Source organism: Cupriavidus sp. USMAHM13, from assembly GCF_001854285.1.
In the GTDB taxonomy this organism is placed as follows: Bacteria; Pseudomonadota; Gammaproteobacteria; order Burkholderiales; family Burkholderiaceae; genus Cupriavidus; species Cupriavidus malaysiensis.
Genome location: NZ_CP017751.1, coordinates 388,275 through 412,653 on the forward strand (window position 1 = coordinate 388,275; position 24,379 = coordinate 412,653).

Here is a 24,379-nt window from a genome sequence, read left to right on the forward strand (position 1 = left end):
ATCAGGCGTGGATGGCGCGGTAGACCGCGGCGTTGGGACCGGGATAGCCGCTACCGCTCCAGGCAGCCGGCGTGACGAAGTAAGCGACGCTGGAGAGCTTGACCAGCACCACCGCGCCCGCGTTGAGCGTGGCGAAGCGGCTGGCGCGCCAGCGTGCGAGGAAATCCTGCACGCGCGCGTTGTCCGCATCCGCCCAGTCGCTGCCGACGCCGGTCAGCGCCCAGCGCAGCGCGCGGTTGTCGAGCAGGCCGAGCAGCTTGCGCAGCTCGCCCTGGGCATGGCTGCCCATGGCCGCGCAGGTGCGGTCGATATTGGACAGCGCGAGCTGCAGGCGCGCCTCGCGCGTCTTGGCGTCGAGGGCGGACAGTTCGCTGACTACGGCGCCGAGCAGCGCGCGGAACAGCGCGGTGTCGGCCTCGCGCAGGAAGGCTAGGCCGGGCGCCGCCGTCGTGCTGGACGGCGCGCAGCCCGACAGTGCCGGCAGCAGCGAGGCACAGGCCAGCGCGGCGGAAAAGCCGAAGCCGACCTTGAGGAAGCCGCGGCGCGACAGGCCGGCGGCGGTGGCTGCGAGGCCGGCGGCGCCAGGGTGGCCGGCGGCGGCCGGCCCGGCACCGCGCCGCGCGGGCGAAGGGGTTGGCATGGTTGTCTCCTGTGGCGTCATCGGCGCAGGCCGGCGGTGGCCGGCTGCACGCTTTCTTTCTGCTTCGACTGATGCGGACTGTGCGTCCTGCGGCGGCATGGCGGAACCTGCGGCGGCCCCGCATTGACGCTCGCCGGAGTTTGGATAAAGATCGGCTCCCGGTCTTGATTCCCGATGACAGGTGATTTGATGCCACGCGCCAACGCAAGGCCAGGCGGGGCGGCCTTCCCCGACAGCGGCGCTGCCGCGAGCGGCGGCACGGTGTCGGCCGCCTATCTGCGCACCGTGCTCGACTATGGCGAGGCCGCGGGCGTTTCCACCGCCGAGCAGCTCGCCGCGGCGGGCATCGACGGGCAGGCGCTGGCGCTGCCCGCTGCGCGCGTGCCCTGCGCACGCTACCTGGCCCTGCTCGACTGGCTCGAGGCCCGCACCGGCGATCCCCATGTCGGCCTGCATGCGGGCGCGCAGTTCCGCCCGCGCCACTACGCCGAGATGGGCTACGTGGTGCTGACCACGCCGACCGTGCGCGAGGCCGTCCTGCAAGGCATCCGCTATGAGGCGCTCGCCAACGACATCGGCCGCACGCGGCTGGTGGAGAGCGCCGAGGGCGGGGAAATGCGCTGGGCGCCGCTGCACGGCCCGCTGTCGCGCCACGCGCACGAACTGCACATGGCCACCTGGAGCGTTTTCGCACAATGGCTGCTGGGCGATAGCGTGCATGCACGCCTGGTGTTGTTCCCGCACGCCGCCCCGCCCGATGTGCGCGAGCATGAACGCGTGTTCGGCTGCCCGGTGGTGTTCGGCGCCGACCGGCACGCCATGCAGCTCGATGCCGCGCTGCTGGCGCGGCCCTCGCTGCAGGCCGACGCCGAGATGCAGGCGCAGATGACGCGCATCGCCGACGCCCAGCTGCGCCAGCACGCCGCCGCCGATGCCGGCAGCGACGAGATCGCGCGCATGCGCGCTTTCGTGCGCGGCGCGCTGGCCCAGGGCGAGCCCACCCTGGCGGCCGCCGCGGCCTGCCTGCGGCTGCCGGTGCGCACGTTGCAGCGTCGGCTGCAGGCGCGCGGCCTCAGCTACAGCATCCTGGTGGACGGCGAGCGCCATGCCCTGGCCGTGCAGTACCTGGCCGATCCCGCCATGCCGCTGGCGCAGCTCGCGATGCAGCTCGGCTTCTCCGAACAGAGCGCGTTCACCCACGCATTCAAACGCTGGACGCAGCAGACGCCGACGGCATGGCGCCAGCATCACGTTCTCGGCGCGCGCGACTGAAAGCGGGCCGGCACTGACACGGCAATGCGACATTGCTGCATCGCCGCAAGAAAAATTCCAAGCCAGCGTTCCGGTTTCAAACGCACGGGGCCATGCCCCGCCAGAGGCGCCTCATCACGCACGAACGGCGTTTAATGTGATGCAAACGACGCTGGAAAAGACCGAAAAATAGAGTAATCCTTCAAATCACGGCATTGACCCGACCTGGGCGGCTACCTACGATGACATTCGTCAATGTCACAATAAACAGTGTTGCAAAGCCGTTCCCGTCTCATCCGCCCTAGCGGCGGCCAGGCGACCGGGGCGGCGGCGCGGCACGAGGAGCGCCCATGAATGCCCCCCGCGTGGACTTCCCGATCGACAGCGTGCCGGCGGCCGCCGGCGGCGAGCACATCGACATCGCCATCGTCGGCAGTGGTTTCGCCGGCCTGGCCATGGCGATCCGCCTCAAGCAGAGCGGCCAGCACGATTTCGCCATCCTCGAGAAGGCCGACGCGGTCGGCGGCACCTGGCGTGACAACCACTATCCCGGCTGCGCCTGCGATGTGCAGTCCCACCTCTACTCCTTCTCCTTCGCGCCCAACCCGGGCTGGTCGCGCATGTTCTCCACGCAGCCGGAGATCCGCGCCTACCTGGAGCACTGCGCCGACCGCTTCGGCCTGCGCCCGCACCTGCGCCTGTCGCATGAGCTGCGCCGTGCCGCCTGGGACGAGGCCGGCGCCTGCTGGCGCCTGGAGATGGCCGATGGGCGCCGCCTCAGCGCGCGCGTGCTGGTATCGGGCATGGGCGGGCTGAGCCGCCCGGCCTACCCGCGCATTCCGGGCCTGGACAGCTTCGCAGGCGAGGCCTTCCACTCGCAGCACTGGAACCACGGCTACGACTTCCGCGGCAAGCGCGTGGCCGTGATCGGCACTGGCGCCAGCGCCATCCAGTTCGTGCCGCAGGTGGCACCGCGCGCGGGCCACCTCGATCTCTACCAGCGCACGCCGCCGTGGATCATGCCCAAGCCGGACCGCCGCGTGACGGCGGCCGAGCGCTGGCTGTTCCGCCACCTGCCGTTCACGCAGAAGCTCGTGCGCACCGGCATCTACTGGGCGCTGGAATCTCGCGTGCTCGGCTTCGTGGTGCATCCCGGGCTGATGAAGCTGGTCGAGCGCGTGGCCCGGCGCCATATCCAGCGCCAGGTGCCCGATGCCGCGCTGCGCGCCAGGCTCACGCCCGACTACACCATCGGCTGCAAGCGCGTGCTGATCTCCAACGACTACTACCCGGCGCTGACGCGCGCCAACGTCGACGTGGTGAGCACCGGCATCGCACGCGTCGAGCCCGACGCCATCGTGCTGGCCGACGGCACGCGCCGCGAGACCGACTGCATCATCTTCGGCACGGGCTTCCACGCCACCGACCCGATCCCGCGCGGCGTCATCCTCGGCCGCGACGGCGTCGACATCCTCGATGCCTGGCGCGACGGCGCGCAGGCCTATCTCGGTACCACGGTGGCGGGCTTCCCCAATTTCTTCATGGTGGTGGGCCCCAATACCGGACTGGGGCACAGCTCGATGGTGTTCATGATCGAGTCGCAGGTCGCCTACATCCTCGATGCCCTGCAGCGCATGCGGGCGGGCCACGTGCACGCTGTCGACGTGCGTGCCGAGGTACAGCGCGACTTCAACGACGGCCTGCAGGCGCGGCTCGGCCACGCGGTGTGGTCGGCCGGCGGCTGCGCCAGCTGGTACCTCGATCCCAGGACCGGGCGCAACACCACGCTGTGGCCAGGCTTCACCTGGCAGTTCCGCCGCGCCACCGCCACCTTCCGCCTGGCCGACTACCACACCCTGCCGCAGCGGCGCAGCGCCGTGCGCCCGGGCGAGGAGCGGCATGCGGGCGCGGCGCAGGTGCAGGGCGCCTGAGGCAGCCCGGGGGGAGGAGCGCCGCTTTCGCAGCCCGCCACGCGTCACCACATCGCCACCCATCGCCACACATTGCCACCCATCGCACTCCGCGGCCGCGCCATGCGCAGCCGTGCCGGGGGCACGAACCCGATCCGGACCCGATCCAGACCCAACACTGACAAGAACCAGGAGACCCGTCATGAAGGACTTCCGCAACAAGGTCGCCGCCATCACCGGCGCCGGCTCGGGCATCGGCCGCGCGCTGGCGCTGGCGCTGGCGCGCGAGGGCTGCCACCTGGCCCTGTCGGACCGCAACGAGAGCGGGCTGGCCCAGACCGTCGGCGAGGTGGCGCGCGCGGCGCCGGGGCTGCCGGTCAGCCAGCACTGCGTCGACGTGGCCGACCGCGCCGCCGTCTATGCCTGGGCCGAAGAGACGGTGCGTGTGCACAGCCGCGCCAACCTGATCTTCAACAACGCCGGCGTGGCGCTGTCGAGCACCATCGAGGGCATGGACTACGACGACCTGGAATGGATCATGGGCATCAACTTCTGGGGCGTGGTCCACGGCACCAAGGCCTTCCTGCCCTACCTGAAGGCCAGCGGCGAAGGGCACGTGGTCAACACCTCCAGCATCTTCGGCATCTTCGCCCAGCCCGGCATGGGGGCCTACAACGCCAGCAAGTACGCGGTGCGCGGCTTTACCGAAGCGCTGCGCCAGGAGCTGGACCTGATGGACTGCGGCGTGTCGGCCACCACCGTGCACCCCGGCGGCATCAAGACCAATATCGCACAGGCCAGCCGGGTCTCGTCCAACCTGAACGGCTTCCTGGTGCGCGACGCGCAGCAGGGACGCGAGCAGTTCGAGAAGTTCTTCATCACCTCGCCCGACACGGCCGCGCGCGTGATCCTGCAAGGCGTGCGGCATAACCGCCGGCGCGTGCTGATCGGGCCCGATGCCTATGCCGCCGACGCGATGGCCCGCCTGCTGCCGGCCGCCTACCAGGCACTGGTGGTGCGCGAGACGCGCCGCACGCGCCAGGTCGGCGACGCATCGGCGCCGGGCACGGCCGCGGCGGCGCAGCGCGGAGAGCGCGCATGAGCCGCGCTGCCCTCGCCCGCCCGGCCGCGCCGTCCGACGCGCTGGCGGCGCCGCCCGGAGTGCTGGCGCGCTGGTTCGGCCAGGGCCGTGTCGGCCTGTTCAGCCTCGCGCGCGAGACGCTGGCCCGCCGCTACGCCCTGCCCGCCTCGCGCTGGCTGCCGGCCATGGACACGCTGGTGCACTACACCGAAGAAGGTCCGGCCGACGGCGAGCCGCTGGTGCTGATCCACGGCTTCGGCGCCTCGCTGCACACCTGGGAAGGGGTGATGCCGGCGCTCACCGCACGCTACCGCGTGCTGCGCCTCGACCTGCCGCCCTTCGGCCTGACCGGCCCGCTGCGCGACACGCGCGGGCGCATCGTGACCATGGACGTCGATCGCTACCGCGCCTTCATCGACGCCTTCTTCGCCGCGCTCAAGCTGCCGCGCGCCAGCGTGATCGGCAACTCGCTGGGCGGCCTGATCGCCTGGGACCTTGCCGCGCGCCATCCGCACCGGGTCGACAAGCTGGTGCTGATCGACGCCGCCGGCTTCCCGATGAAGCTGCCGATCTACATCGGCCTGTTCAACCACGCGCCGGTGCGCTGGTCGGCGCCGTGGGTGCTGCCCGAGTGCATCATCCGCGCCGCCACGCGCGACGTGTACGGCAACGCGCGGCGCGTGCCGGAGGCCACCTTCCGGCGCTACGTCGATTTCTTCTACGCCGAAGGCGCGCGCGAAGCGATCGGCCGCATGGTGCCCCGGCTCGACTTCGACGCCCTCGACACCGCGCGGTTGGCGCGCATCGGCTCACCCACCCTGGTGCTGTGGGGCGAGCGCGACCGCTGGATACCGCCCGCGCACGCGCAAGCCTTCGCCGCGCAGATACCCGATGCCACCCTGGTGCGCTATGCCGGGCTCGGGCACATCCCGATGGAGGAGGACCCGCGGCGCGTCGGCGCCGACCTGCTGGCCTTCCTCGCGGGCAAGACCGCGGCCGCCCGCCGGGCGGCCCCCGCGGCAGACGCCACGCCGGCCACGGCGGGCGCAACCGAAACGACAGGAGAACCCTCATGATGCCAATCCGCCGCGACGTGCATCCCCACCTGCCGCCCGAGCGCATCGGCGACTGGCACCGGCTGGGCCCGCACGTGACCCACTTCGTCAACGCGCTGTCGATCTTCTTCCCGGCAGGCGAGCGCTTCTTCATGGACAGCGTGCGCAACTACCGCGACCAGGTCGACGACCCCGAGCTCAAGCGCGCCATCGCCGGATTCATCGGCCAGGAAGCGATGCACACGCGCGAGCACATGCTCTACAACAAGCTGATGGACGACGCCGGCCTGCCCGCCTCGCGCCTGGACGGCATCGTGTGGAAGCTGCTCGACCTGCTGCGCAAGATCCTGCCGAAGTCCTGGCAGCTCGCGCATACCATCGCGCTCGAACACTACACCGCCATGCTGGCCGGCGGCCTGCTCGCCGACGAACGGCACCTGGGCGGCTCCGAGCCCGGCTACCGGCAGGTGTGGACCTGGCACGCACTCGAAGAGACCGAGCACAAGGCGGTGGCCTACGACGTCTGGAACGCGGTGATCAAGCCCGGTCCCTACCGCTATTTCCTGCGCACCTTCACCATGCTGACCACCACCGTCACCTTCTGGGCCATGGTGTTCGTCTTCCACGTGCGGCTGGTGATGGCGGACAAGCAGTGCAAGCACAAGCTGCTCGGCTTCGGCCGCGTGATGCACTTCCTGTGGGGCTCGCCCGGCGTGCTGCGCAAGATGATTCCCGAATGGTTCGATTACTTCCGGCCGGGCTTCCATCCGTGGGACGACGACAACCGTGCCCAGCTGGCGCGCATCGACCCGCTGATCGCCGAGATCGAGGCCAATGCGATCCGCCATGGGGCTTCCACCAGGGCGCCTTCGGTGAGGGCGGCATGACGGTGTGGCAATGCAGGATCTGCGGCTTCGTCTACGACGAAGCCGCGGGGATGCCTGAGCACGGCATCGTGGCTGGGACGCCTTGGCAGGCGGTGCCGGAATCCTGGAGTTGTCCTGAGTGTGGGGTCAGGAAGGGGGATTTTGAGATGGTGGAGGTGTAGGGTTGCCGTTGTTGCGGTGTCGCCTTGGCTTTGGCGATGTCGGTCTGCGAGGCAACGGCCTGTTTCGACTCCCCTGCGGGGAGCCGACTGGCTTTCGTGACGCAAGGCTTTTGCGCGTGGATTCGAGTGGTATCGGTCAGTGTGACAACGGCCTGTTTCGACTCCCCCTGCGGGGGAGCCGACCTACTTTCTTGGTCTTGCCCAAGAAAGTAGGCAAAGAAGGCGCGCCGGGTGCGGCTCAACCCCCCCTCGCGTGCTGGGGCAAAGAGCGGCCGGGCCCCAACTCGGATCGCCTTAAGGCGATCCTCAGACAGGGGGCCCTCTAATCCGCTCTTTGCCCCAGCACGCGAGGCGCCGCACACGGCAGGGAACAGACGCCACGCCTCGCTTCGCTTCGGGTGGGCTGTGTTCGGCCAACTGCTGGCCGAACACAAAGGCTTAGCAAACCTGGCTGTTATGCAAAAGTGAGCCCGCTCGCAGACCAACGGTTGGCCTTTCCCTCCCGTGTGCGGCGCCTCGCGAATTGGCCCCGGCCGCCGATGAAGCCCGTCCGCTGTCTGAGCGGCCGCAGGCCGCGAGTTCGGACGGGCGCGGCGGCCGGGGCCAATTCGCGAGGGGGTTTCGCCGCACCCGGGTCGCCTTTCTTTGCTTACTTTCTTTGGCGAGACAAAGAAAGTGAGTCGGCTCCCCGCAGGGGAGTCGAAACAGGCTTTTGCCTCGCACACCGACATCGCCCAAGTCAAAGCGCCAAAGCCTCAAGTCACTGGAATCGCAACAGGCCTTTGCCTCGCACACCGACATCGCCCAAGTCAAAGCGCCAAGGCATCAATTCACTGGCGAAGAAGCAGACCACGATCGCCAACACCAAGGCGAGAAGTTTCAATGCATCGAAACGCGCAGACCCCCGCCTACGCCGCAGGCGTACCGCCACCGCCTGAACCGCCGCCACCCCCCTCCCCATCATGCAAATGCTCAATAATCGCCGCCACCCGATCCCCCAGGTACTTATTGGCCGACTGCTCCAGCGCCCGCATCATCTCCGCCTCCACCGCTGCCATCGCCAGCGGCCGGATGCGCCATAGGATGTCGACCAGCCGCGGCACATCCTGCGGCGGCGGCAGCTTGCCTTCGCCGAAGCGGTCGAGTTCGCCTACCACCATGGCGACGAGGCGGTCCGATACCGCTTCGAAGTGGCTGCGTGCGTGTTCGATGATGCCCAGCACTTCTTCCAGCGGGAAGCCCGCGCGCGCGATCTCGGCGCCGGCCTGCAGCACGCGCGGGCTGCGCGCGAGGTAGCCGAGGCCGTCGGGTTCGAGCAGGCCGAGGGCGATGGCCTTGGCCAGCGCCGGGCGCGAGACCGAGCGGCCGAACAGCCGCGCCAGCGCCAGGGGCGAGTAGTGCCGTGGCGTTTCGTTGGACCAGGGACTGGCGATGGCCGATTCGAGGCCGAGGATGGAGCGCAGGTCGTGGCCTTCGACGATGGCCTTGAGCAGCTCCATGATGTTGGCCAGCGTGTAGCCGCGTGCCAGCAGATGGTTGATCAGCTTGAGCCGGCCCAGGTGGGCCTGGGTGTAGATGCCGACGCGGCCGCGCCGTTCGGGCGGGTCGATCAGGCCGCGGTCCTGGTAGGAGCGCACATTGCGCACGGTGGTGCCGGCGGCGCGCGCCAGTTCGTCGATGGTGTACTCGGCTGCCGGCGGGCCGCCGGCCTTGCCGTCTTGCGCGGCGGCCGGGCTGGCGGGCGGTTGCGGGGAGCTGCGCTTGAAGAGGGCCATGTGGAAAATTCTACCGCGAGCGCCGTGGCGGCGCCGCTACAATGGACCGGCCCGTTCTCCCATGCCAGCCCACAACCCGCGCCGCGGCGCGGGGCGCGTCTCATGCACATCCATTGGCTCGAAGACTTCGTCTGCCTCGCCCAGGCCGGCAGCCTCGCGCGCGCCGCCGAGCTGCGCAACGTCACGCCGCCGGCCTTCGGCCGCCGCATCCAGGCGCTGGAGGTGTGGGCGGGCGCGCCGTTGATCGACCGCGGCGCCTTCCCGGTGCGGCTCACCGCCGAGGGGCGGCAGTTCCTCGAAGCGGCGCAGGAGGCCCTGGCCACGCTGGAGCAGGCGCGCGTGGCGCTGCGCGCCAGCCACCATGCCGATGCCGCCACGCTGACCATCGCCACCGGCAAGACGCTGGCGCGTTCGCTGGTGCCGGGCTGGCTGGCGGGCTTGCGCCAGGTCCTGCGGCAGGACCCGGAGGCGGCCGGGTTCCGCACGCGGCTGTCGACGTTCCCGATGCATGACGCGCTGGCCATGTTCGTCGAGGGCGATGCCGACTTCCTGCTGTGCTACAGCCCGCCCGACCTGCCCGTGACGCTGGACGATGCGCGCTACCGCTTCCACGCGGTCGGCGTCGAGCGGCTGGTGTGCGTGAGCGCGGCGGATGCCGGCGGCGGGCCCTTGTTCCGGCTGCAGGCGCGCGGCAAGGGCGCGGCGGTGCCGATGATCGCCTATGCCGAGACCTTGACGCTGGGCCGCATCGTCAACCAGGAGATCGCGCGGCGCAAGCTGGCGCCGCGCCTGGAGGTGATCGCCGTCAGCGATTTCGCCGAATCGGTGCACGAGATGGTGCGCCAGCGCATGGGCCTGGCCTGGCTGCCCGCCCGCCTGATCGCCGACGACCTGCACGCGGGCCGGCTGGTGCGCGCGGGTGCCGAGGCCGGCGGCGAGGCCGACCTGGCGCTCGACATCCGCCTCTACCGTCCGCGCGCGCCGATGCGCCCGCTTGCCGAGGCCTTCTGGCGCGCCGCCTCGGCCGGCTGAGCCGCGCATCACACCTTTGCGCGGGCCATTGCCGGATCGGCAAGGCGGCTTGCCAAAGCGGCATGGCCGGCTGCCCCGTGCTCACTAAGATCGGCGCTGAGCCAATTCCAAGAGCCGAGGAGCATCCCACATGAGCCGACTGCTGCGCGCCACCGGCGCCGCCACCCTGACCGTCCTTGCCATTGCCGCCAGCGCCAGCGCCCAGGCCGGCACCTGGCCGTCCAAGCCGATCAACCTGGTGGTGGGCTACACCGCCGGCGGCAGCGTCGACCTGGTCGCGCGCACCATCGCGCCAGAGCTGGGCAAGCGCCTCGGCCAGAGCGTGGTGATCGAGAACCTGGGCGGCGCCGGCGGCACCATCGGCGCGGCCCGCGTGATCAAGGCCGAGCCCGACGGCTATACCCTGCTGATGGGCTCGGGCAGCGAGGTGTCGATCGCCCGCCTGACCAATCCCGCGGTGCGCTACGACGGCGAGAAGGACCTCGCGCCGATCACCTTCGTCGGCACGCAGCCGATGGTGCTGGTGGGCAAGAACGGGCTGCCGGCCAGGAATGCCGACGAGCTGATCGCGCTGGCCAGGTCCCAGCCCGGCAAGCTGTCCTATGCCTCCTCCGGCGTGGGCACGCCGCTGAACCTGGCCGGCGAACTGATCAAGCAGCAGGGCAAGGTCAACATCACGCACGTGCCGTACAAGGGCGCCTCGGCCATGGCGACCGACCTGCTCGGCGGCCAGATCGACCTGGCGGTGATGGTGCTGTCCTCGGCGCTGCCGCATATCCAGGCGGGGCGCGTCCACGCCTACGGCGTGACCGAGGCCAAGCGCTCGACGGCCGCGCCCAACGTGCCGGCACTGGCCGAGAGCCAGGCGCTCAAGGGCGTGAACATGGGCGTCTGGTTCGGCCTGATGGCGCCGGCCGGCACGCCGCGTCCGGTGATCGACCGGCTCAACGGCGAGATGCAGGCCGTGCTGGCCCTGCCCGAGGTGAAGAAGAAGCTGGCCGAAGCCGGCGTCGAAGTGGCGCCGCGCGCGCCCGCCCAGTTCGCCGCCTTCGTCAAGAGCGAGACGGCGCGCTACCGCACCATCGTGCAGGCAGCGGGGATCCACGAGTAAGGTAAGTGGCGGGTGGCTTCGTCCAGTGCCATGAGCATCGCACTGCGCCGGTGTGCTCCCCTCTCCCGCCTGCGGGAGAGGGGCCGGGGGTGAGGGCCGGCGCTGGCCGGCCGCAGTGGTTTGGATCACACTGTCGGCTTCGCCCTAGTGCTCGCGTGCTGGACAACGCTGTCGGCTTCGTCCTGAGGCTCGCGTGCTGGACCACACCGGCGGCTTCGTCATGCGTGGCGCCTTGCTAGACCACCCCTCTCCCCCACCCTCTCCCCATGCGGGGAGAGGGAGCCAAGACCTTGTGCTTGGCGCGCGGTGTTGGTGCATCTCGCCGGCTTCGTCCAGCGTGATGGGATCCCCGCCCGCGATGGAACGCGCTATAGCTCGCTATAACCCGCTATAACCCGCTATAACCCTCTACACACCGCAGCAATCCGCATCCAGGCCGCCAGCGAGCGGCCGGTAACCCCTCCCGGCACTTCCGAACCCGATTCCTACCATGAGCCAAGACCAGGTCCGTCCCGCCTTCGATGCCTATCCCGTCGAGGTCGAGTTCCCCGATATCCAGCCCTATGCCGCGGGCAACACCGGCATCCCTTTCGTCTATACCTTCGACAGCGGCGTGGCCGGCCCGCATGTAATGGTCAACGCGCTCACGCACGGCAATGAAGTGTGCGGCGCCATCGCCGTCAAGGGCCTGCTCGATGCCGGCCTGCGCCCGCGCCGCGGCCGCCTGACGCTGTCATTCGCCAACGTCGAGGCCTACGGCCGATTCGATCCGGCCAGGCCGGATGCCTCGCGCTTCGTCGACCAGGACTTCAACCGCGTCTGGAGCGCGGCCATCCTCGATGACGCCGGCCGCGACTCGTCCGAGCTGCGCCGCGCGCGCGCCATGCGCCCGGTGGTCGACACGGCCGACCTGCTGCTGGACCTGCATTCGATGCACGAGAAGAGCCGCCCGCTGATCGTCTCGGGGCCGCTCGACAAGGGTGTGGCGCTGGCGCGCGCGCTGGGCACGCCGGCCGATGTCATCGTCGACGAGGGCCATCCCGAGGGCCGGCGCATGCGTGACTATGCCGATTTCGGCGATGCCGCCAGCGCGCGCAACGCCCTGCTGATCGAGTGCGGCCAGCACTGGGAAACGGCGGCGGTGGAGGTGGCGCGCGACAGCACGGCGCGCTTCCTGCTGCTGGCCGGCGTGGTCGACGAGGCCGACCTGCCGGCCGGCTGGCTGCGCCCGCTGCCGGCCGCGCAGCGCGTGGTGCGCGTGACCGAGCCGGTGGTCGCCACCAGCATGGATTTCCGTTTCGCCGGTCCCTACACCGGCCTGGAGACCTTCGCCGAGGCCGGGACCGTGATCGGCTGGAGCAACGGCGAACCGGTGCGCACGCCCTACCCCAACTGCGTGCTGGTGATGCCTTCGCTGCGCCAGCTGCGTCCCGGCGTGACCGTGGTGCGGCTGGGCCGGCTGGAGGCCTGAGCGGCCATGCCCGGCAGCCGCCGGGCATCGGGCCGCCGCGGAATCAGGACGGCTGCGCGGCCGCGGCCGAGGCGCCGGCCGGGTTCTGCTGCACGCGTGGCGAGTCGGGAAACAGCTGGCCGACCAGGTCGTCGATCTTGGACCCCGGCGGCACCAGGTTGCTGAGGTTGGTGCCGCCCGCGCTGCGGTTGGCGTTGTAGATGGCCTTGCCCGCCCGCAGGCCGTCGCGGTAGATCGTGATGTCGGCCGAGTCGAGGAAGTTGGTCCAGTAGTTCTGGCCGCTGGCCAGGTAGACCGCCGTCATCTGGCAGGATTCCAGCGGTGCGCCAGGCGACAGCATGCGCACGTCGAAGCCGCGCGCCTTCAGCGCGTCGCGGAACTCGGGCAGGTAGGCATTGCGGGCCGACGAGCCGCTGATGACGCAGATCAGGGTATTGTCGGCGGCCGGCTGCTGCATCGCCGCGATGGGATCGATGCGTGCCAGGCCTTCCACCGGGGTGACGGCCTGGTAGGTCGAGCAGCCGGCGAAGATCAGGCCGAGGCCGGCGGCAAGCAGTGCTTTTTGCATGGGATGTCCTGGGGTCGGTCGGCGGGCGTCCAGCCGGGCCCGGCCTCCTGCCGGGACGCCGCACGGTCGCCTCCAGCCTGCACTGTATGTCCGCGCCGGCGGCGCCAATGGGCGGAACAGAGGGCAAAAGCCGACGCAATCGCCAGGGTGGCCGCGGCATGTCCGCGGCATGTCCACTGCAAGCAGCGCCCGGCCCGCGCCCGGCCGTCAGTTGGCCCCGCCGCGCACCAGGCAATCGACCAGCAGCGGCGCCGCGTCCACCAGGCCGGCGCCATTGCACTCCACCGCCACCTTCTGTCCGCGCCGCACCATCGAGGCGCGCTGCTCCACCACGCAGGAGCGGGTGCCGGGGCCGCAGATCTGCCGCTCGCGCAGGCGCGCGCGCACCACCTGGTTGGGATCGCTGCTGCGGATCTCCAGGTAGACGGCGTCGTTCTCGTCGCGCCGCACGCCGCTGGCGACTCCCTCGACGATGAAGTAGCTGCCGCGGTAGCGGTCGTCGGCCGCGCCGCCATTGTCGCGGTAGTCGTTCAGGATGGTGTCGGCCTGGTACTCCGGCAAGCGGTCGGCGGGCCGCGCCGGGTCGATGCTGACCGGATCCAGCACGCCGTTGCGCGGCACGCCGCGCGGCTGGCTGGCCGGGGTCTGCTCGCTCGCCGCTTCGTCATTGAGCGGGTCGGTGGTGCCCTGGTCCTTGCCGTTGCCGGCAAACCACAACATGGCCAGCACCGCCGCGCCGACGGCGAGAATGAGGCGCTGCTGCGTACGATTCAACATCTGCGATTCCTGTCTCGTCTCGATTCCCGGCGTGCTTCATGCGGCGCGCCTTCTCCTTGTCTTCACGCGGCCGCTGCCGGCCGCCGTGCCACTGCCCGGGTCTCCCGCCTGCCCTGTTCCACCCGGTGCCGCCTGCAGGTCGCCGGCATGGCGCCGGCCGGTGCCGCGGCGGGTCAGCCCCGATACTAAAGCGCGCTGGCTTCAAATTCCTTTCGATGCGCGCCGGCTTGGCCACCGCCGGCATGTTCCGTGGCCGCAAGTGCTGCACGGGACGCACCTTGCGGACGCCGGAACGATGGCAAGTGTACAGAACGGCATAAGACAGGGGCCGGATGGCCTGCGCCGGCATGTTGCCGGTGGCCGCCGGCGGTCTGAAGCGCCGGCAACGGCGAAGAGAGGCGGAAAGCGGAGAGCCGGAACAAGCGAAAAAAGGCTGCGTCGCCGCAGCCCCCGGAACGCGTCGGCGGGTGCGGCCGAGGCCGCACCGCCCGTCTCAGCGCGCCTGTGCCGGCACGCCGCCGCGGTTGGCCTTGATCACCGTCAGCGCCGCCATATTGACGATGCGGCGCACCGTGGCGCTGTTGGTCAGGATGTTGACCGGCGCGTTGGCGCCCAGCAGGAAGGGGCCGACGGCGACATTGTTGCCGGCGGCGGTCTTCAGCAGGTTGTAGGCGATGTTGCCGGCGTCCACGTTGGGGCAGACCAGCAGGTTGGCCGCGCCCTTGAGCGAGGACATCGGCAGCACGCGCGCGCGCAGCGCCTCGTCGAGCGCGCAGTCGCCGTGCATCTCGCCGTCCACTTCCAGCTCCGGCGCCTGCGCCCGGATCAGCTCCAGCGCCTGCTGCATCTTCGAGCCGGAAGCCGAGCTGCCCGAACCGAAGTTGGAGCGCGACAGCAGCGCCGCCTTGGGCGCCAGGTTCATGCGCGCCATCTCCTGCGCGGCGGCGACCGTGAACTCGGCGATCTGCTCCGCGTTCGGGTCGTCGTTGACGTGGGTGTCGACCAGCGCCAGCGTGCGGTCGTCCAGCAGCAGGATGTTCATCGCCGCGTAGGTGCGCGCGCCCGGCTGGTGGCCGATGACCTGGTCGATGAAGCGCAGGTGGTCGTGGTAGGCGCCCACGGTGCCGCAGATCATGCCGTCGGCGTCGCCCAGGTGCACCATCATCGCGCCGATCAGCGTCAGCCGGCGGCGCATTTCCACGCGCGCCATCTCCTTGGTCACGCCCTTGCGGCACATCAGTTCCCAGTAGGTGGTCCAGTACTGGTGGAAGCGCTCGTCGTACTCGGGGTTGGTGACTTCCACGTCCTGGCCCAGGCGCAGGCGCAGGCCGTACTTCTCGATGCGCGACAGCAGCACCTCGGGGCGGCCCACCAGGATGGGGCGCGCCAGCTTTTCGTCCACCAGCACCTGCACCGCGCGCAGCACGCGCTCGTCCTCGCCTTCGGTGAAGACGATGCGGGCGCGGCCGCCCTCGCGCACGATCTGCTTGGCGGCGGCGAACAGCGGCTTCATGAAGGCGCCGGAACGGTAGACGAACTGCTGCAGCTGCTCGGTGTAGGCGTCCAGGTCGGCGATCGGGCGCGTGGCCACGCCGCTCTCCATGGCCGCCTTGGCCACCGCCGGCGCGATGCGCACGATCAGGCGCGGATCGAACGGCTTCGGGATCAGGTACTCGGGGCCGAAGGCCACGCCGTAGCCGCCGTAGGCCGCGGCCACCACCTCGTTCTGCTCTTCCTCGGCCAGCGCGGCGATGGCGTACACCGCGGCGTGTTCCATCTCCGGCGTGATGCTGGTCGCGCCCACGTCGAGCGCGCCGCGGAAGATGTAGGGGAAGCACAGCACGTTGTTGACCTGGTTGGGGAAGTCCGAACGCCCCGTGGCCACCACCGCGTCGTCGCGCACCGCGTGCACCTCGGCGGGCAGGATCTCGGGATTCGGGTTGGCCAGCGCCAGGATCAGCGGGCGCGCCGCCATCTTCACCACCATGTCCTGCTTGAGCACGCCGCCGGCCGACAGGCCGAGGAAGACGTCGGCGCCTTCGATCACTTCGGACAGCCGGCGTGCCTCGGTCTTCTGCGCGTAGCGGGCCTTGTGCGGGTCCATCAGCTCGGTGCGGCCCTCGTAGACCACGCCGGCCAGGTCGGTCACCCAGATGTTCTCGCGCGGCAGGCCCAGGTCCACCATCAGGTCCAGGCAGGCCAGCGCCGCCGCGCCCGCGCCCGAGGTGACCACCTTGATCTCGCGGATGTCCTTGCCCACCACCTTCAGGCCGTTGATGAAGGCGGCCGAGACGGTGATGGCGGTGCCGTGCTGGTCATCGTGGAAGACGGGGATCTTCATGCGCTCGCGCAGCTTCTGCTCGACGTAGAAGCACTCGGGCGCCTTGATGTCTTCCAGGTTGATGCCGCCGAAGGTGGCTTCCAGGCCGGCGATGATGTCGACCAGCTTGTCCGGGTCGGTCTCGTTGATCTCGATGTCGAAGACGTCGATGCCGGCGAATTTCTTGAACAGCACCGCCTTGCCTTCCATCACCGGCTTGGAGGCCAGCGCGCCGATATTGCCCAGGCCCAGCACCGCGGTGCCGTTGCTGATCACGCCCACCAGGTTGCCGCGCCCGGTGTAGCGGAAGGCGTTCATCGGATCGGCGACGATTTCCTCGCAGGGTGCGGCCACGCCAGGCGAATAGGCCAGGGCCAGGTCGGTCTGGGTCACCAGCGGCTTGCTGGCGACCACCGTGGTCTTGCCCGGCACGGGGTACTGGTGATAGTCGAGCGCGGCCTGGCGGAAAGTGGTCTGGCGATCCGTATCGGACATGGTCTGGTCTCCTGTCGGGGGGGCGCCGGGGTGGCGGCGCGGGTCGGTCCCGCCGGCGCGGCGCAGGCGGAAAAGTGGTGCAGCCGGCTTTTCTTGGGATTTTCCGTGGGGTCGGCTGCACGGATTGCCATCATTCTAGGCAGCAGGCATAAGAACAACATTTTGATTTGCTATGCTTCCATCATCTTTACCTGATGGCTGGGTGGCGGGCGATGGAAGTTTTGGAGCATTTCGATGCGGATGAGGTGGGCAGGCGCCTGGGCGGGCGCCTCAAGATGCGCCATCTCAAGCTGCTGTTGGCCATCGAGCGGCACGGCTCGCTGACGCGCGCGGCCGAGGCCATGGCCAGCAGCCAGCCGGCGGTGACCAATGCCCTGGCCGAGCTGGAGTCCATGTTCGGCGCGCCGCTGTTCGCGCGTGGCGCGCGCGGCATGTCGCCCACCGAGCTGGGCCGCGTGGTGCTGGACCGGGCCCGCGCCATGACGCAGGACCTGGACCACCTGGTGCGCGACATGCAGGCGGTGGTGGCCGGCCATGCCGCCCACCTGCACATCGGCGTGATTCCCTTCGTCTCCGGGCAGATGCTGTCGGCCGCCATCCGCCGCACCCGCCCCGAGGGCGGGCGCCGCCTCACCGTGACCCTGCACGAAGGCACCAGCGACCAGCTGCTGCCCATGCTGCGCGACCACGTGCTCGACATCGTGGTGGCGCGCGCGTCCTCGGCGGTGCCGCGCGACGAGGCCAGTTTCGAAGTGCTGTACCACCAGCAGCCGCGCCTGATCGCCAACCGGCGGCTGGCGGCGCGGCTGGCGCGCACGGCGCTGGACTGGGGCAGGCTGGCCGAGCTGGACTGGATCCTGGGCGCGCCCAATACCCCCATGCGCGAGCAGGTCGCCGACCTGTTCCTCGGCGCCGGCGTGGCGCCGCCCACGCCCATCGTCGAGAGCTACTCGTCCAAGCTGATCGCCGAGATGATCGCCGCCAGCGAGACGGCGGTGACCATCGTGCCGGCCGATATCGCCGAGGAACTGGTGCGCATTGCCGGCGTCGCCATCGTGCCCTACTCCTTCGGCTGGACCCTGCCGCCGGTGGCCATGTTCGTGCGCGCCGACCGGCCCGGGCGCCCGGTCGACCTGCTGTTCGCCGAGTCGCTGCGGCAGGTGTGCCGCGAGGGGCCGCTGCGCGTGGCGGCGCCGCCACTGACGCCGACGCCGGCGGGCGGCCCGCTATGAGCGCGGCCAGCGCGCGGGCGCCCGTGCCGCCCTGCCGCGCCCGTCAGTACACCCAGGGAATCAGGCGCCAGGTGCGCGCCCGGTAGACGGCGTATTCGTCGCCGAAGTGCGTGCCCAGCAGGGCTTCCTCCGCATGCATGCGCGCCACCAGCGGCGGCACCATCAGCAGCGCCAGCGCCACGCCGGCCAGCGAGCGGAACACCAGCGCCCAGCCCAGCGCATTGACCAGCAGGCCGAGATAGCTGGGATTGCGGATGGTGCCGTAGAGGCCCTCGGTCACCAGCGTGTGGCCGGGCTGGATCGCCACCAGCCCGCTGAAGCGCCGGCCCAGCACGAACACCGGCCACAAGCGCAGCACACCGCCGGCGACGAACAGCGCCAGGCCGAGCCAGCGCACGCCGTCGCCGCCGAAGACCCAGCGCTCGTGGTGGTCGCACCAGGCAGGCAGCCAGGCGGACAGCAGGCCGAGCACGCCGAACACCGGCAGCACCCAGCGGTTGGCGCGGTCCTCGCGCTCGCCCGCGCTGACATTGCCCTCGCTGAACAGCGCGGTGACGGCGAGCGCCAGCAGGAAGGCCGCCGCGCCCACCACCGCGGGATGCGACAGGAAGGCCGCGAGTCCGCCGGCGCCCAGCACGGCCAGGCCGAGATAGGCCAGCGTGCCGGCCGCGTTGAACAGGGCGAGCCTGGGGGTGGTGTGCAGGGCGAGATGCATGGTCGTCAGCGCGAAACCGGCAGGATCCAGGCGCTGCGGCGCCGCCGGCCGCGCGCAGCGGCCTGAGACACCTGAGGCACCTGAAGCACCTGAAGCACCTGAAGCACCGGCCGCACCCTTCATCGTAGTACGCGCGCCCACCCGCGGCGAGGGCCGGGCGCGACCGCCGCTCCCGCCGTCAATCCAGGCTCAGGTGCGCATTGCGGATGACCGCGGCCCAGCGTTCGCGCTCGGCGGCAACGAAGGCGGCGAAGTTCTCGGGCGACTGGCCGCCGGGAAGTCCCCCCAGCTTGCGGATCTGTGCCTGCAGATCGGGATCCTGCATCGTCCCGGTCAGCAGCGTCTTCCATTGCGAGACGATGGCCGGCGGCGTATTGGCGGCGACGAAGATCCCGACCCAGGCGGTCGACAGGAAATCGTCGAAGCCGGCCTGCGCCATGGTGGGTACCTCAGGCAAGGCGGGCACGCGCTGCGCGGCCGTGACGGCCAGCGCGCGCAGCTTGCCGGCGCGGATATGCGGCAGCGCCTGCGTCAGGTTGTCGAACTGGAAGGTGGTCTCTCCTGCCAGCAAGGCCGTGGTGGCCGGCGTCGAACCCTTGTAGGGCACGTGGATGGGATCGGTGCCCGTGCGCATCTTGAGCAGCTCGCCCGCCAGGTGGCTGGTCTGGCCGATGCCGGCCGAGCCGAAGGAGAGCCGCCCGGGCTGCTGCTTCAGCTGCGCGACCAGCTCGGCGACGCTGCGCACGGGCGATTGCGCATTGACCACCAGCACATTGGGAAAGGCGATCACGTCGGTGATCGGCAGCAGGTCGGACGGACGGTAGGCGAGGCGTTGGTAGGCGCTGTAGTTGATGGCCTGCGGACCGACATTGCCGGCCAGCAGCGTATAGCCGTCGGCCGGAGCGTGCAGGAAGACCTGCGTGCCGATGATGCCGCCGCTGCCGGGACGGTTGTCGATGACGACGGGTTGGCCGATGCGCGCGCCGAGCTTCTGCGCCAGCATGCGGATGGGGATATCGATGGTGCCGCCAGCCGCACCGGGAACGATGATGGTGACCGGCCGCGCCGGCCAGGCGGGTTCGGCGGCACCGGTGGCGGCCAGCGGGGCCAGCGGGGCGAGGGCGCACCACAGCGCCAGGGTGGCGCGCTTCGCGCGATGGACTGTCTGCATGTTGCTGTCTCCTCCAGGGGGCTCGTTCAACGCGTGCCGGCTCGGTCCGGCTTGCCGTGGACGGTGTCCGTGGCCGCCACGAAGCGGCCCAGGTGGGTCGACGCGTTGCCCAGCAGCAGGTCGTTGCCGACCAGCCGCTTGCTGTAGTGGCTGATCGGCGTTTCGTCCTGCAGCCCGATGGCGCCGTGCAATTGCAGGACATCGAGCGCGATCGCGCGGCCGGCCGTGCCGCACAGATGCTTGGCGGCACTGACGCCGCGCGCGCGTTCGGCGCCGCAGGCGGTGTGCCAGCCGGACAGCACGTGCCCCAGCAGATGGCGCGCGCCGTTCCATGCGCGATAGTGGTCGACCACGCGGTGCCGCAGGACCTGCTGCTCGGCCAGGGCGCGATCGAACTGCCGGCGTGTGCGCAGGTAGTCGACCGTGATGCCGAGCGCGCGGCGGGCGGCGCCGATGCTGTCCGCGCACAGGGCCAGGGTGGCGATGGCCAGGGCCTCCTCGAGGATGGCGGTGGCGTATTCCGGGCCGCACAGCAGGGCGGAGGCGGGCAGGCGGACGTCATCGAGGCGGATCTCGGCGGCGCTGCGTCCATCGTGGAGCGGATAGGCGCGCGTGACGACACCCGCGCAAGCGGCCGGCACGGCGAACAGGCCGAGGCCGCCGTGTTCGAGCCCGGCCGCGACCAGCAGGTGGTCGGCCTGGGCGCCGCCCATCACCAGCGGGCACGCGCCGTCGAGCCGCCACGCCTCGCCGGCACGCCGCGCGGTGTAGGCCGGGCGAGGCGAACGCGCGAAGTCGGTGCCGGCGTCGCAGGCAAGCGCGCAGCGTGCTTCGCCGCTCGCCAGCGCGGCCAGCAGCGCGTCGCGCGCGGCTCCCTGCGGTACCGCAAGGAGGGCGTGGGTCGCCAGCGCCGCGCTCCAGACCAGGGGTTCCAGGACCAGCGCTTCGCCCGCCGTTTCGAGCAGCGGCAGCAGGTCTGCCACCGCGTGGCCCAGGCCGCCTGCCGCCTCCGGCACCAGCAGGCCGGTGAGGCCGAGCGCCGCGAAGCCGGCCCAGACCGAGGGGTCGAAGCCGCCGCGCGCGCCGAGGATTTCCTGCCGGCGCTCGAAGCGGTAGTGCTTGTCCAGCCAGCGGCGCATGGCATCGACCATCATGGCCTGCTGCGCGCCGAGGTGGCCGTGGCGCGCAACCTCCAGTTCCGTCCTGCCGCCGAAGATGGCCTTGGCGATGATCTCGCGCTGGATCTCCGTCGAGCCGCCGGCCAGCGAGCTGCCGCGATAGCGCCACAGATGGAGGGCATGGTTGCCGGCCGCGCCGTCGGCGCCGGAGGGCCCGTCGGGCCGGCCCTCCACCGCGGCGGCATCGAAGGGCAGGGCGGCGGCCCCGTGCGCGTCCATGCGGAACAGGTGCAGGTCCTGCAACAGCTGGATGCCCTCGATCTTCAGCAGGGAGGCTTCCAGTTCCGGGTTGCCGCCCTCGGCGGCCTGCCGCACGGCCGGCCACCAGGCGGCTTCGAGCGCGCGCATGCGGATGTCCAGTTCGCCGTGCCGGCGCGCCAGCACGTCGGCCTCGGCGCGGCTGTCCGGCTCCGCTTCCCGGCGCCGCAGGTGGACCAGCTCGGCGGTGTGGGCAAGCTCCGCCTTGCATTCGGCGACCCGCGCGACGAAGAGGCGCTCGATCACCAGCAGGCCCTTGGCGACGGCCCAGCCCTGGTCGACCTCGCCGACCACGTCGCCGGCCGGCACGCGCACATCGTCGAAGAACATCTGCACGTGAAAGTGCGCCCCGTTCATGTAGCGGATCGGCCGTACCGTCACGCCGGGCAGGCCCAGGTCGACCAGCAGCACCGAGATGCCGTCCTGCTTGCGCCGCGCGCCGGGATCGGTGCGGGCCAGCACCAGGGCCCGGTTCGCCCAGTGGCCCAGGCTTTGCCAGATCTTGCTGCCGTTGAGGATCCAGGCATCGCCGTCACGGCGGGCCGTGGTGCGCATCGAGGCCAGGTCGGAGCCGGCATCCGGCTCGGAGTATCCCTGCGCCCAGAAGTCGTCGAAGGACAGCATGCCGGGCAGGAAGCGACGGCACTGGTCCGGCGTGCCATGGCGGATCAGCGTCGGCCCGATGGTGTCGATGCCGAGGTTCTCGACGTTGGGCGCATCGCTGGCGGCCAGCTCCTCGCGGAAGATGGCCTGCTGCACCAGCGACCAGCCCGGGCCGCCATGCTCGCGCGGCCAGCCGGGCGCGGCCCAGCCGCGCGCGTGCAGGATGCGGTGCCAGCGCGCGGCCTGCTCGCGGGTGATCAGGCAATGCGCGCGCTTGGCGGCACGGATGTCGGGCGGCACCGCCTTCTGCAGAAAACGACGGACTTCCTGGCGGAACACGTGGTCGGCGCAGCCGACGGCGTCATGGTCCACGGCAATCGGCATGACTTGTCTCCTCATCGATGCGTTGGTTTCGGCGGGGCCATCGTGGCCCCTCAGCGCAAGTTGGCGGGCGTGTCGTGATGCAGGCTGCGACGCGGCGCCGCGCGCGGCGGGCGTCTTCCGGCCGGCCCTGCGCGCGGGGCTCGGTCCTGTCCTCAGTCCGGCCCTCAGTCTTGCCCTCAGTCTTGCCAGTAAGGCTTGCGCTTCTCGACGAAAGCAGCGATGCCTTCGCGCGCGTCATCGGTGGCCGCGACGTTGCCGAAGCTCTCGACGGCGCCGGCCACGCCGCGCCGGTAGTCGGCGTCGTTGGCCCGGTGGAAGGCCATGCGTCCCATGCGCATCACCACCGGCGACTTGGCGCACAGCGTGCGCGCCAGCGCGCGCGCCTGCTCCATGACGTCGGCGTCGGGCACCACCCGGCTGACCAGGCCGAGCGACATCGCTTCGGTGGCGCCGAAGGTGCGTCCGGTGAAGAGCAGGTCGAAGGCACGGTGCCGGCCGACGATGCGCGGCAGGTGCGTGTAGTGGATGGCGGGCGTCAGCCCCACGTCGATCTCCGGATAGCCGAAGGTGGCGCTCTCGGCGGCAACGATCAGGTCGCAGTGGATGGCCAGCGTCATGCCGCCGCCGCGCGCGGTGCCGCCGACCGCGGCGATGGACGGCTTGCCCAGGTGGAACTGCGCCTCGCACAGCCCGTTGTACAGCTTGTCGACCAGCGCATAGGCGCGCGCCGGCGGCGCGCCGTGCAGCGCGTCGAGCTGCAGCCCGGCGCAGAAGCGGCGCGGCACCGCGCTGCCGAGGATGACCGCGCGCACGTCGTCGTCCTGCGCGGCGCGGCGCAGGGCCTGCAGCAGGGCATCGATCATGCCTTCATTGAGTGCGTTGACGGGCGGGCTGTCGAGCAGGATCTCGGCGACCCGGTCGCGGACTTCGTAGGTGACGGTGGACATGGAGGCTTCCTCGTGTCAGGCGGCGGCAGGCCGTGCGGCCGGCGCCATGGCGGTATCGATATGGGTGTCGATGCTGGGACCGATGTCGGGATCGGCAGGGTCGGGAACGGAGCGGCCGGCATCGTCGCCGTCGCCGTCGCCGCAGCAGCCGGCCGAGGCCACCACGCCGCCGGCCTTCAGGCTGGCGATCGCCGCGGCGCCGTAGCCGGCCTGGCGCAAGATCTCGTCGGTGTGCTCGCCGAGCAGCGGCGGCGCGCGGTGCGCCTGGCGCGCCTCGCCGCGGAAGCGCACCGGCAGGCCGATGTTGCGGACCTTGCCCAGCAGCGGATGCTCGGACTCCACCACCAGCCCGCGCGCGGCGAGTTGCGGGTGGGCCAGCGCCTGGTCCAGCGTGTGGATGGGCGCGCAGGCCACGCCGGCGCGCCGCAGCGCCTCCAGCCAGTAGGCGACCGGCTGCGTGGCGATGCGGGCCTGCACCAGGGCCACGGTCTCGTCGAAATGCGCGACGCGCGCCGCATTGGTGGCGAAGCGCGGCGAGTCGGCCACCTCCTGCAGGCCGGCCACCGGGCAGAAGCGCTGCCACTGGGCATCGTTGCCGACGCCGATCATGACCGGGCCGTCGGCCGCCTCGAAGACCTGGTACGGCGCCATGGCGGGATGCGCGGTGCCCATCGGGCGCGGCGGCTTGCCGCTGCACCAGTAGTTCTGCGCGAGATAGCCCATGAAGCCCATCGCCGTGTCGAGCAGCGAGACCTCCAGGTGCATGCCGCGCCCGCTCCGCTGGCGTTCCAGCAGCGCGGCCAGGATGCCGCTGAAGGCATGCATGCCGGTGCCGAGATCGACCGGCGAGAAGCTGGCGCGCGCCAGCCTGCCGCCCGGCTCGCCCATGCTGCTGATCATGCCGCTGAAGGCTTGCAGCATGACGTCGTAGCCGGGCTCCTGGCCGAGCGGGCCGCTGCGTCCATAGCCGGAGATCTCGCAGTAGATCAGGCCCGGGTTGGTGGCAGAGAGCGTCTCGTAGTCCACCCCCAGCCGCCTGGCGGCGCCACTGCCGAAGCCCTGCAGCACCACGTCGGCCTTGGCCGCCAGCGCCTGCACGACCTGCCGGCCCTCGGCGGTCTTGAGGTCGACGGCGAGGCTGCGCTTGTTGTGGTTGACGGCCAGGAAGGTGGCGGACTGGCCACGGTCCTGCGGCAGCCAGGCGCGCGTGTCGTCGCCGCGGCCGACCGGTTCGACCTTGATGACCTCGGCGCCCAGTTCGCCGAGGTACTGGCCGCACAGCGGGCCGGCCAGCACCTTGCTCAGGTCGAGCACGCGGATTCCTTGCAATGCAATCATGTCTGTCGAGGGAAAAGAG

Annotated in this window: 20 protein-coding genes; 10 read left to right on the forward strand and 10 right to left on the reverse strand. The window is 70.8% G+C overall.

Annotation, left to right across the window (positions count from 1 at the left end; translation table 11 throughout):
• Position 1: 1 nt before the first annotated feature.
• Positions 2–640 (reverse strand): hypothetical protein, encoded by a 639-nt coding sequence (locus tag BKK81_RS01785; protein WP_231907958.1) that lies wholly within the window; start codon positions 638–640, stop codon positions 2–4.
• Between the two features lie 189 nt (positions 641–829).
• Between BKK81_RS01785 and BKK81_RS01790 the strand changes: the two genes are divergently transcribed.
• The 6 genes from BKK81_RS01790 (at position 830) to BKK81_RS01815 (ending at position 6,985) form a co-directional block, all read left to right on the forward strand.
• Positions 830–1,912 carry an AraC family transcriptional regulator gene (locus BKK81_RS01790; protein WP_071015902.1) on the forward strand — a complete coding sequence of 361 codons (1,083 nt, stop codon included), beginning with the start codon at positions 830–832 and terminating at the stop codon, positions 1,910–1,912.
• Positions 1,913–2,241: 329 nt separating this feature from the next.
• Positions 2,242–3,822: a flavin-containing monooxygenase gene (locus BKK81_RS01795; protein ID WP_071010500.1), complete on the forward strand. Its 1,581-nt coding sequence runs from the start codon at positions 2,242–2,244 to the stop codon at positions 3,820–3,822.
• 181 nt (positions 3,823–4,003) lie between these two features.
• Positions 4,004–4,903, forward strand: a complete 900-nt coding sequence (locus BKK81_RS01800) for an SDR family NAD(P)-dependent oxidoreductase (protein WP_071010501.1) — start codon at positions 4,004–4,006, stop codon at positions 4,901–4,903.
• On the forward strand, positions 4,900–5,958 hold the full coding sequence (locus tag BKK81_RS01805; protein ID WP_071010502.1) for an alpha/beta fold hydrolase: 1,059 nt from the start codon (positions 4,900–4,902) through the stop codon (positions 5,956–5,958). The genes BKK81_RS01800 and BKK81_RS01805 overlap by 4 nt, the downstream gene beginning before the upstream one ends.
• Positions 5,955–6,824, forward strand: coding sequence for a metal-dependent hydrolase (locus tag BKK81_RS01810; protein WP_071010503.1), 870 nt, complete (start codon positions 5,955–5,957; stop codon positions 6,822–6,824). Before BKK81_RS01805 ends, BKK81_RS01810 begins: the two co-directional genes overlap by 4 nt.
• Complete coding sequence (locus BKK81_RS01815) at positions 6,821–6,985, forward strand: rubredoxin (RefSeq protein ID WP_071010504.1); 165 nt, start codon at positions 6,821–6,823, stop codon at positions 6,983–6,985. Before BKK81_RS01810 ends, BKK81_RS01815 begins: the two co-directional genes overlap by 4 nt.
• A 908-nt stretch (positions 6,986–7,893) precedes the next feature.
• Here BKK81_RS01815 and BKK81_RS01820 read toward each other — a convergent pair.
• Positions 7,894–8,760, reverse strand: a complete 867-nt coding sequence (locus tag BKK81_RS01820) for a MerR family transcriptional regulator (protein WP_071010505.1) — start codon at positions 8,758–8,760, stop codon at positions 7,894–7,896.
• Between the two features lie 102 nt (positions 8,761–8,862).
• Here BKK81_RS01820 and BKK81_RS01825 point away from each other — a divergent pair, with 102 nt between their 5' ends.
• From BKK81_RS01825 to BKK81_RS01835, 3 genes are all read left to right on the forward strand, one after another.
• The gene (locus tag BKK81_RS01825) at positions 8,863–9,792 is read left to right on the forward strand and encodes a LysR family transcriptional regulator (protein WP_071010506.1); all 930 of its coding nucleotides are present in this window, start codon (positions 8,863–8,865) and stop codon (positions 9,790–9,792) included.
• Positions 9,793–9,922: 130 nt separating this feature from the next.
• A complete protein-coding gene (locus tag BKK81_RS01830) occupies positions 9,923–10,903 on the forward strand; it encodes a Bug family tripartite tricarboxylate transporter substrate binding protein (protein ID WP_071010507.1) in 981 nt (326 codons plus the stop codon).
• A 490-nt stretch (positions 10,904–11,393) separates the two neighbouring features.
• Positions 11,394–12,374, forward strand: coding sequence for a M14 family metallopeptidase (locus BKK81_RS01835; RefSeq protein WP_071010508.1), 981 nt, complete (start codon positions 11,394–11,396; stop codon positions 12,372–12,374).
• 43 nt (positions 12,375–12,417) lie between these two features.
• Here the strand turns inward: BKK81_RS01835 and BKK81_RS01840 are convergent, their stop codons facing one another.
• From BKK81_RS01840 to BKK81_RS01850, 3 genes are all read right to left on the reverse strand, one after another.
• The gene (locus BKK81_RS01840) at positions 12,418–12,942 is read right to left on the reverse strand and encodes an Sbal_3080 family lipoprotein (protein ID WP_071010509.1); all 525 of its coding nucleotides are present in this window, start codon (positions 12,940–12,942) and stop codon (positions 12,418–12,420) included.
• Positions 12,943–13,149: 207 nt separating this feature from the next.
• Positions 13,150–13,719 carry an OB-fold putative lipoprotein gene (locus BKK81_RS01845; protein ID WP_071010510.1) on the reverse strand — a complete coding sequence of 190 codons (570 nt, stop codon included), beginning with the start codon at positions 13,717–13,719 and terminating at the stop codon, positions 13,150–13,152.
• Positions 13,720–14,212: 493 nt separating this feature from the next.
• A complete protein-coding gene (locus BKK81_RS01850) occupies positions 14,213–16,534 on the reverse strand; it encodes an NADP-dependent malic enzyme (protein ID WP_071010511.1) in 2,322 nt (773 codons plus the stop codon).
• Positions 16,535–16,746: 212 nt separating this feature from the next.
• On the opposite strand from BKK81_RS01850, the gene BKK81_RS01855 reads away from it, so the two are divergent.
• Positions 16,747–17,766 (forward strand): LysR substrate-binding domain-containing protein, encoded by a 1,020-nt coding sequence (locus BKK81_RS01855; protein WP_071010512.1) that lies wholly within the window; start codon positions 16,747–16,749, stop codon positions 17,764–17,766.
• A gap of 43 nt (positions 17,767–17,809) precedes the next feature.
• Here BKK81_RS01855 and BKK81_RS01860 read toward each other — a convergent pair whose 3' ends face one another.
• The 5 genes from BKK81_RS01860 to BKK81_RS01880 form a co-directional block, all read right to left on the reverse strand.
• Positions 17,810–18,469: a methyltransferase family protein gene (locus tag BKK81_RS01860; RefSeq protein ID WP_197523958.1), complete on the reverse strand. Its 660-nt coding sequence runs from the start codon at positions 18,467–18,469 to the stop codon at positions 17,810–17,812.
• A 190-nt stretch (positions 18,470–18,659) separates the two neighbouring features.
• Positions 18,660–19,652, reverse strand: coding sequence for a tripartite tricarboxylate transporter substrate binding protein (locus BKK81_RS01865; protein WP_083383868.1), 993 nt, complete (start codon positions 19,650–19,652; stop codon positions 18,660–18,662).
• Between the two features lie 26 nt (positions 19,653–19,678).
• A complete protein-coding gene (locus BKK81_RS01870; RefSeq protein ID WP_071010514.1) occupies positions 19,679–22,075 on the reverse strand; it encodes an acyl-CoA dehydrogenase family protein in 2,397 nt (798 codons plus the stop codon).
• Positions 22,076–22,251: 176 nt separating this feature from the next.
• On the reverse strand, positions 22,252–23,022 hold the full coding sequence (locus BKK81_RS01875; RefSeq protein WP_071010515.1) for an enoyl-CoA hydratase/isomerase family protein: 771 nt from the start codon (positions 23,020–23,022) through the stop codon (positions 22,252–22,254).
• A gap of 15 nt (positions 23,023–23,037) precedes the next feature.
• Entirely contained in the window at positions 23,038–24,360 is a 1,323-nt protein-coding gene (locus BKK81_RS01880; protein WP_083383869.1) for a CaiB/BaiF CoA transferase family protein, read from the reverse strand.
• Between the last annotated feature and the right edge of the window lie 19 nt (positions 24,361–24,379).

Bases quoted from the DNA above. Each gene is read 5' to 3' on its own strand.
- BKK81_RS01785 (WP_231907958.1), bottom strand. From the start codon at position 640: ATGCCAACCCCTTCGCCCGCGCGGCGCGGTGCCGGGCCGGCCGCCGCC.
- BKK81_RS01790 (WP_071015902.1), top strand. From the start codon at position 830: ATGCCACGCGCCAACGCAAGGCCAGGCGGGGCGGCCTTCCCCGACAGC.
- BKK81_RS01795 (WP_071010500.1), top strand. From the start codon at position 2,242: ATGAATGCCCCCCGCGTGGACTTCCCGATCGACAGCGTGCCGGCGGCC.
- BKK81_RS01800 (WP_071010501.1), top strand. From the start codon at position 4,004: ATGAAGGACTTCCGCAACAAGGTCGCCGCCATCACCGGCGCCGGCTCG.
- BKK81_RS01805 (WP_071010502.1), top strand. From the start codon at position 4,900: ATGAGCCGCGCTGCCCTCGCCCGCCCGGCCGCGCCGTCCGACGCGCTG.
- BKK81_RS01810 (WP_071010503.1), top strand. From the start codon at position 5,955: ATGATGCCAATCCGCCGCGACGTGCATCCCCACCTGCCGCCCGAGCGC.
- BKK81_RS01815 (WP_071010504.1), top strand. From the start codon at position 6,821: ATGACGGTGTGGCAATGCAGGATCTGCGGCTTCGTCTACGACGAAGCC.
- BKK81_RS01820 (WP_071010505.1), bottom strand. From the start codon at position 8,760: ATGGCCCTCTTCAAGCGCAGCTCCCCGCAACCGCCCGCCAGCCCGGCC.
- BKK81_RS01825 (WP_071010506.1), top strand. From the start codon at position 8,863: ATGCACATCCATTGGCTCGAAGACTTCGTCTGCCTCGCCCAGGCCGGC.
- BKK81_RS01830 (WP_071010507.1), top strand. From the start codon at position 9,923: ATGAGCCGACTGCTGCGCGCCACCGGCGCCGCCACCCTGACCGTCCTT.
- BKK81_RS01835 (WP_071010508.1), top strand. From the start codon at position 11,394: ATGAGCCAAGACCAGGTCCGTCCCGCCTTCGATGCCTATCCCGTCGAG.
- BKK81_RS01840 (WP_071010509.1), bottom strand. From the start codon at position 12,942: ATGCAAAAAGCACTGCTTGCCGCCGGCCTCGGCCTGATCTTCGCCGGC.
- BKK81_RS01845 (WP_071010510.1), bottom strand. From the start codon at position 13,719: ATGTTGAATCGTACGCAGCAGCGCCTCATTCTCGCCGTCGGCGCGGCG.
- BKK81_RS01850 (WP_071010511.1), bottom strand. From the start codon at position 16,534: ATGTCCGATACGGATCGCCAGACCACTTTCCGCCAGGCCGCGCTCGAC.
- BKK81_RS01855 (WP_071010512.1), top strand. From the start codon at position 16,747: ATGGAAGTTTTGGAGCATTTCGATGCGGATGAGGTGGGCAGGCGCCTG.
- BKK81_RS01865 (WP_083383868.1), bottom strand. From the start codon at position 19,652: ATGCAGACAGTCCATCGCGCGAAGCGCGCCACCCTGGCGCTGTGGTGC.
- BKK81_RS01870 (WP_071010514.1), bottom strand. From the start codon at position 22,075: ATGCCGATTGCCGTGGACCATGACGCCGTCGGCTGCGCCGACCACGTG.
- BKK81_RS01875 (WP_071010515.1), bottom strand. From the start codon at position 23,022: ATGTCCACCGTCACCTACGAAGTCCGCGACCGGGTCGCCGAGATCCTG.
- BKK81_RS01880 (WP_083383869.1), bottom strand. From the start codon at position 24,360: ATGATTGCATTGCAAGGAATCCGCGTGCTCGACCTGAGCAAGGTGCTG.